The following is a 5,675-nucleotide window of genomic DNA, read 5'->3' on the forward strand; positions in this document are numbered from 1 at the left end:
TCTGCAACTTCTGGGAATCCTTCTCTGTCAGCTTGTCTTGACATAGCTAAGTACATTCCTACTTCTGTACATTCTCCTACAAAGTTAGCTTGTAATCCTTCGATTATTCTTTCATCTACACCTTTAGCAACTCCGATTCTGTGCTCATCTGCAAATGCTAAGTCTTCTCCTTGCTCTATGAACTTGTCAGCTCCAACTCCACATACTGGGCATTTTTCTGGTGCTTTTTCTCCTTCATAAACATATCCACATACTGTACAAACAAATTTTTTCATAATATTATTCCTCCTACAAAACAAACATTTACCTAATTTCAATTTATATCATAATTTAAAAGTCTTTATTTAAGTCGTTTCTTGTTGATTTGTTTCTTCATCAACCTTATGTCATTATTATATAATAATAATTATTATTTAGCAATAGTTATTTTTATTTTTTTCAAAAAAATTTTTTAATTTTTCTTAAAATTAAGTTTTATTACTTTTTTAATATCTTATTTTTACTAATATTTATAATATAGTCATAACGCTATAAGCTATTGTCTTTAATTCTATAAAAGTTAATTGTTTATAGTAAAAAAAGACATTATATAATAAAATTATATAATGTCTTTATAATAATCACAATATGTGGTTATGACCTAACTTCATACTTAATTTACCATTTTCAATATAGTTTTATCACAAAATAACCTTTTTTTCTAGTATTTAATTGTCTAATTTTCTTAGTTTATAAATTTATAACATTTTACTATGTAAACATTATATTTGTCTAGCAAAATATATAAAAAATAAAGTTAGAAGTAAAAACTTCTAACTTATTTATATAAATTTATTATTTGCACTCTAATAATGCTAAAGCTACTGCTCCAATAACTCCTGCATCAGTTCCTAATCCAGCAGGAACTATTTTACAATGCTCAGCCATAGCTTTAAAACATCTTTCATTAACAACTTCTTGAACTGTTTCAAAAACAACTTCTCCAGCTTTTGAAACTCCTCCACCTATAACAACCATGTCTGGATCAAAAGTTGCTATTGCATTTGCAACACCAATTCCTAAGTAGTTTAAAGCTTCATCTATTATTGATTTTGCAACTCTGTCACCTTTAGCTGCTTCAACAAATACTTCATATGAAGTTACATTGTCGTAATCTTTTAAGCTTGTTTCTACATTTGTAGCAACTGCTTCTCTTCCTCTTTTACCAATAGCTGTTCCTGATGATACAGCTTCTAGACATCCCATGTTACCACAATTACATCTTACAGTTCCAGGTGCAACAGTTGAATGTCCAATTTCTAATGCGTTTGAAGTACTTCCTCTGTATATTTTACCGTTAAGGATTGCTCCTCCACCTACACCAGTACTTACAGTTATATAAATCATATTTTCAGTACCTTTTCCAGCACCTAACATAAATTCACCTATAGCAGCTACGTTAGCATCATTATCTAAGTAAACAGGAATACCAAACTTAGCTTTTAATGGTGAAACTAAGTTGAAGTTTTTGAAAGGTAAATTTGGAGTTGTTATTATTATACCAGTTCTGGCATCTAATGGTCCTGGTGATCCAATACCTATTGCTTCTACTTCATCAATAGTTACTTTTCCTTCACATATTACAGTTTCAACACAGCCTATAATTCTATCTAAAACTGCTTGCTCTCCTTCATGAGCATTAGTTGGAGTTGTATGTTGAGCTTTAACATTTCCTTCTAGATCAGCAAGAGCACAGCTAATTTTTGTTCCCCCTAGATCTATTCCAACAACGTAATTCTTCATTTAAAAAATCCTCCCCCATGTTCCTTATGGATTAATTCAACTATAAGTGCTTCTTACAAGTTGCCCTTTAGAATTCACTTCGTTAAATTATTATATGACAACTTAAATTATAGCTTATTAATAATTTTATTTAACACAAAGTACATTATAACATAAATGTACGTACCTTTACACAGTTAAAGTTATACCATTTTTAAATTATATACTTTTACAATTATTTATATAAAAAATACTATTATGATCTGGTTATGCTAACCTATTTTTTTAGCATTTATATAGTAAATCCCCTGGTTATTGTATCCTTGATTTTTTATATTAAAATTATTATCCTTAAGCATAGAACAAATAATTCCTATATTATCATCATCTAAAGACTCCATATAAATCATAAATCTATCACATACATCAACAATATTTATATAATCAAAGATGTTACTATAATCACTTAAACTTATTTTACCCTTTATATCCATTCTATAATTACACATGAATTACACCTCATTTAAGATATTATCTCTAAATATATAATTAGATATATAAATATAAAAACCCTCTTATTTACCAAAATATTTAATTATTTTTAATTTTTATATTATTTCGCTTTAATTTAAGATATTTTTCAGATACTAATAATTTTAATTAAATTAAAGTCTTAAACTTTTAGAAAGTACTAATTAACTTTTATTATAATAAGATAAAATACTCCTAAAAGATTTATATTCTATTATATATTTTTTTATTCATTATTTTTATATCATTAATATACTCTTTTTAACTTATTTCTTTAAAATTTTTAATAATACCTTGAACATTATTAATTTAACCACATTTTTTTCCTTGTATACATAAAAAGTACCATCTTTTTAAATTTTAAGATGGTACTTACTAAATTTCCGATCTATAATTTTTTAAGCTTCCTTAGCTTCCTTCATTTTCTTTGCATCTTCTATTATTTTATCTACTTCTGCACTTGGAACTTCCTCATATTTTTCAAATTCCATGCTAAAGCTTCCTCTTCCTTGAGTCATTGAACGTAAATCAGTAGCATACTTAAACATTTCTGATAAAGGAATATCAGCTATAACTTTTTCATTATTACCCTCTGGTTCCATTCCAATTACTCTTCCTCTTTTCTTATTTATATCGCTAATTATATCTCCCATGTATTCATCTGGAATGATTATTTCAACCTTCATAATAGGCTCTAATATAACAGGTTTTGCATTTTCCATACCTTTCTTATATGCTAATGAAGCAGCTACCTTAAATGCCATTTCTGATGAATCTACAGGGTGATATGATCCATCATGTAATGTAGCCTTAATTCCTATTACAGGATAACCAGCTAAAACCCCTTTCTTTAAACAATCTCTTAAGCCTTTTTCTACTGCTGGTATATAGTTTCTAGGCACAACCCCTCCAACAACCTTATCAACAAACTCTAAATCAAGCTTACCGTCTCTTCTAGGCTCAAATTTAATTTTCACGTCTCCATATTGTCCATGGCCACCAGATTGTTTTTTATGCTTTCCTTGTACATCAGAACTACCTTTTATAGTTTCCCTATAAGGAATCTTAGGGTCTTGAAGAATTACATCAATTCCAAATTTACTCTTTAATTTACTAGCTAAAACCTCTATATGTGTCTCTCCAATACCAGAAACTAAAGTTTCTGCATTTTCTTGATCTCTAGAAACCTTAAAGGTTGGATCCTCATCTAGAAGCTTAGAAAGTCCTTGAGAAATTTTTTCTTCATCACCTTTACTTTTTGGTAATACTGCCATAGTCATAACTGCTTCTGGGAACTCAAACCCTTCATAATTAATTTTAAAGTTACTTTCACAAAGAGTATCTCCAGTTGAAGTATATTGAAGTTTTGTAACAGCTCCTATGTCTCCTGCGCCTATTTTACTTGTTTGTATTTGACTTTTGCCTCTTAAAAAACATAATGAACTAACTTTTTCTATCTTATTATTTTTTGAATTTATAATTATCTTATCAGTTGTTAGTTCTCCTGTTTGTACTTTAAATATTGAAAGCTTTCCTACAAAAGGATCAGCAATTGTTTTAAATACAAATGCAGAAAATGGCATATCCTTATTTGACTTAACTAATATTTCTTCATTATTACTATCAATAGCAACTTTAGCTTTAATTATATCTGGTGATGGGAAATATCCTTTAATTGAATCTAATAGGCTTTTCATACCAACTATTGATACTGAACTTCCACACATAACTGGAGCTATATCTCCTTCTTCAAATCCAATAGAAAGTCCTTTATAGATTTCATCAACTGTAAGCTCTCCTTCAGATAAATATTTATCAAGTAATTCCTCATCAATTTCAGCTACAGATTCCATTAAATAAGTTTTATACTCATTAACCTTATCTTTTACTTCATTAGGTATTTCTATCTTATTTATTTTTCCTGATTTTTTATCATATTCAAAAGCTTCCTCAGTTATAAGGTTCACAATTCCTTTAAATTCCTTTTCTTTACCTAATGGATATTGAGTAGGAATTACTCTATTTCCAAATATATTTCTTATATTTTCTAATACTTTATCAAAATTTGAATTTTCTCTATCCAATTTATTTATAAAAAATGCTCTTGGTAATTTTTCTTTTTCACAGCATTCCCATGCTTTTTCAGTTCCAACTTGTACTCCAGTAACTCCACATACAGTTATAATTGCAGAGTCAGCAGCCTTAACCCCTTCTATTTGCTCTCCAACAAAATCAAAATAACCTGGAGTATCTAATAAGTTAATCTTAGTTCCACTATATTCAAAAGGAATAATAGATAGGGCTAATGATATCTTTCTTTTTTTCTCTTCTTGGTCATAATCACTTATTGTATTTCCATCTTCACAAGTTCCTAATCTATCAGTAGTCTTTGTATAATACAGTAAAGCTTCTGCTAATGCAGTTTTACCTGAATCGCTATGTCCTATAATACCTATATTTCTTAGATTCTCAATCTTATACTCCTTCATAATCTTCTGCTACACCATTGATATTGTTTACATATCAATATATAAGTAGCATTCACCACCTTTCTAGAAAAATTAGTATTAGTAATCTGTTTAAAGTATGCATACACTTTGTATTTAATAACTTGATTTATATAAAAGCATGTCCTACTTTCTACTTTTATCAAATCCCCTTATGCAATAACTAAAAATTAAATTTAAATATAAATGTTTACTTAAATATATCCTTTTAGTTAAATATCAAAATATATAAAAATTTTTAATTTGATTTATATATATAAGATAAACTTAAACTCACTTTATACTCATTTGCTTTCTAAAAGTGTTTTTGAATATTCTAATATTGATTTTTTTTAATAATAATTTTAATAAAAACTATATAACTAAATATATTCTATATAATCATAAAATATTATCTTTATATTTAGTACTTTTATATCTTAAGATTAGCATTTACCATAAAAATTCCCTATACTTTTACAAGAAAATATCAACTAGATTAATTCTTAGTTTTTAATTTACTAAACTTAATAAATCTAATATTTATATTTTTCTTTATAATTTAGTAATTCAACATAAATTATTAAATTCCTTTGATAAAAATAAAAAGAGTTATTAAAAAAGATATTTATATCTTCTTTAATAACTCTTTTTAAATAAAAAAATGGCTCCTCGGAGAGGACTCGAACCTCCAACCTATCGGTTAACAGCCGAGTGCTCCACCATTGAGCTACCGAGGAACATTTTGGACCTGGCGACCACCTACTCTCCCACACAGTCTCCCGTGCAGTACCATCGGCTTCTAAAGGCTTAACCGTCGTGTTCGGAATGGGAACGGGTGTTACCCTAAAGAACATCATCACCAGATGTTTGAAAGTTTTTGTTCTTTCAAAATTG

General features: G+C 28.0%; 4 protein-coding genes, 1 tRNA gene and 1 rRNA gene. All 6 read right to left on the minus strand.

What is annotated here, in order from left to right; translation table 11 throughout:
* On the minus strand, positions 1-275 hold a 275-nt coding region (locus ACYUCG_RS15015; RefSeq protein ID WP_409193558.1), incomplete at its 3' end, for a rubredoxin-like domain-containing protein.
* A gap of 559 nt (positions 276-834) precedes the next feature.
* Entirely contained in the window at positions 835-1,782 is a 948-nt protein-coding gene (locus tag ACYUCG_RS15020) for an ROK family protein (protein ID WP_003459920.1), read from the minus strand.
* Positions 1,783-2,033: 251 nt separating this feature from the next.
* A complete protein-coding gene (locus ACYUCG_RS15025; RefSeq protein ID WP_060794590.1) occupies positions 2,034-2,270 on the minus strand; it encodes a hypothetical protein in 237 nt (78 codons plus the stop codon).
* A gap of 420 nt (positions 2,271-2,690) precedes the next feature.
* Positions 2,691-4,781, minus strand: a complete 2,091-nt coding sequence (gene fusA, locus ACYUCG_RS15030) for an elongation factor G (RefSeq protein ID WP_460268821.1) — start codon at positions 4,779-4,781, stop codon at positions 2,691-2,693.
* Positions 4,782-5,443: 662 nt separating this feature from the next.
* Positions 5,444-5,518, minus strand: a tRNA-Asn gene (locus ACYUCG_RS15035).
* Positions 5,519-5,527: 9 nt separating this feature from the next.
* Positions 5,528-5,645, minus strand: a 5S ribosomal RNA gene (gene rrf / locus ACYUCG_RS15040).
* Positions 5,646-5,675: the final 30 nt, after the last annotated feature.

The organism is Clostridium sp. CTA-17 (genome assembly GCF_054767895.1).

Bases quoted from the DNA above. Each gene is read 5' to 3' on its own strand.
- ACYUCG_RS15020 (WP_003459920.1), bottom strand. From the start codon at position 1,782: ATGAAGAATTACGTTGTTGGAATAGATCTAGGGGGAACAAAAATTAGC.
- ACYUCG_RS15025 (WP_060794590.1), bottom strand. From the start codon at position 2,270: ATGTGTAATTATAGAATGGATATAAAGGGTAAAATAAGTTTAAGTGAT.
- fusA (WP_460268821.1), bottom strand. From the start codon at position 4,781: ATGAAGGAGTATAAGATTGAGAATCTAAGAAATATAGGTATTATAGGA.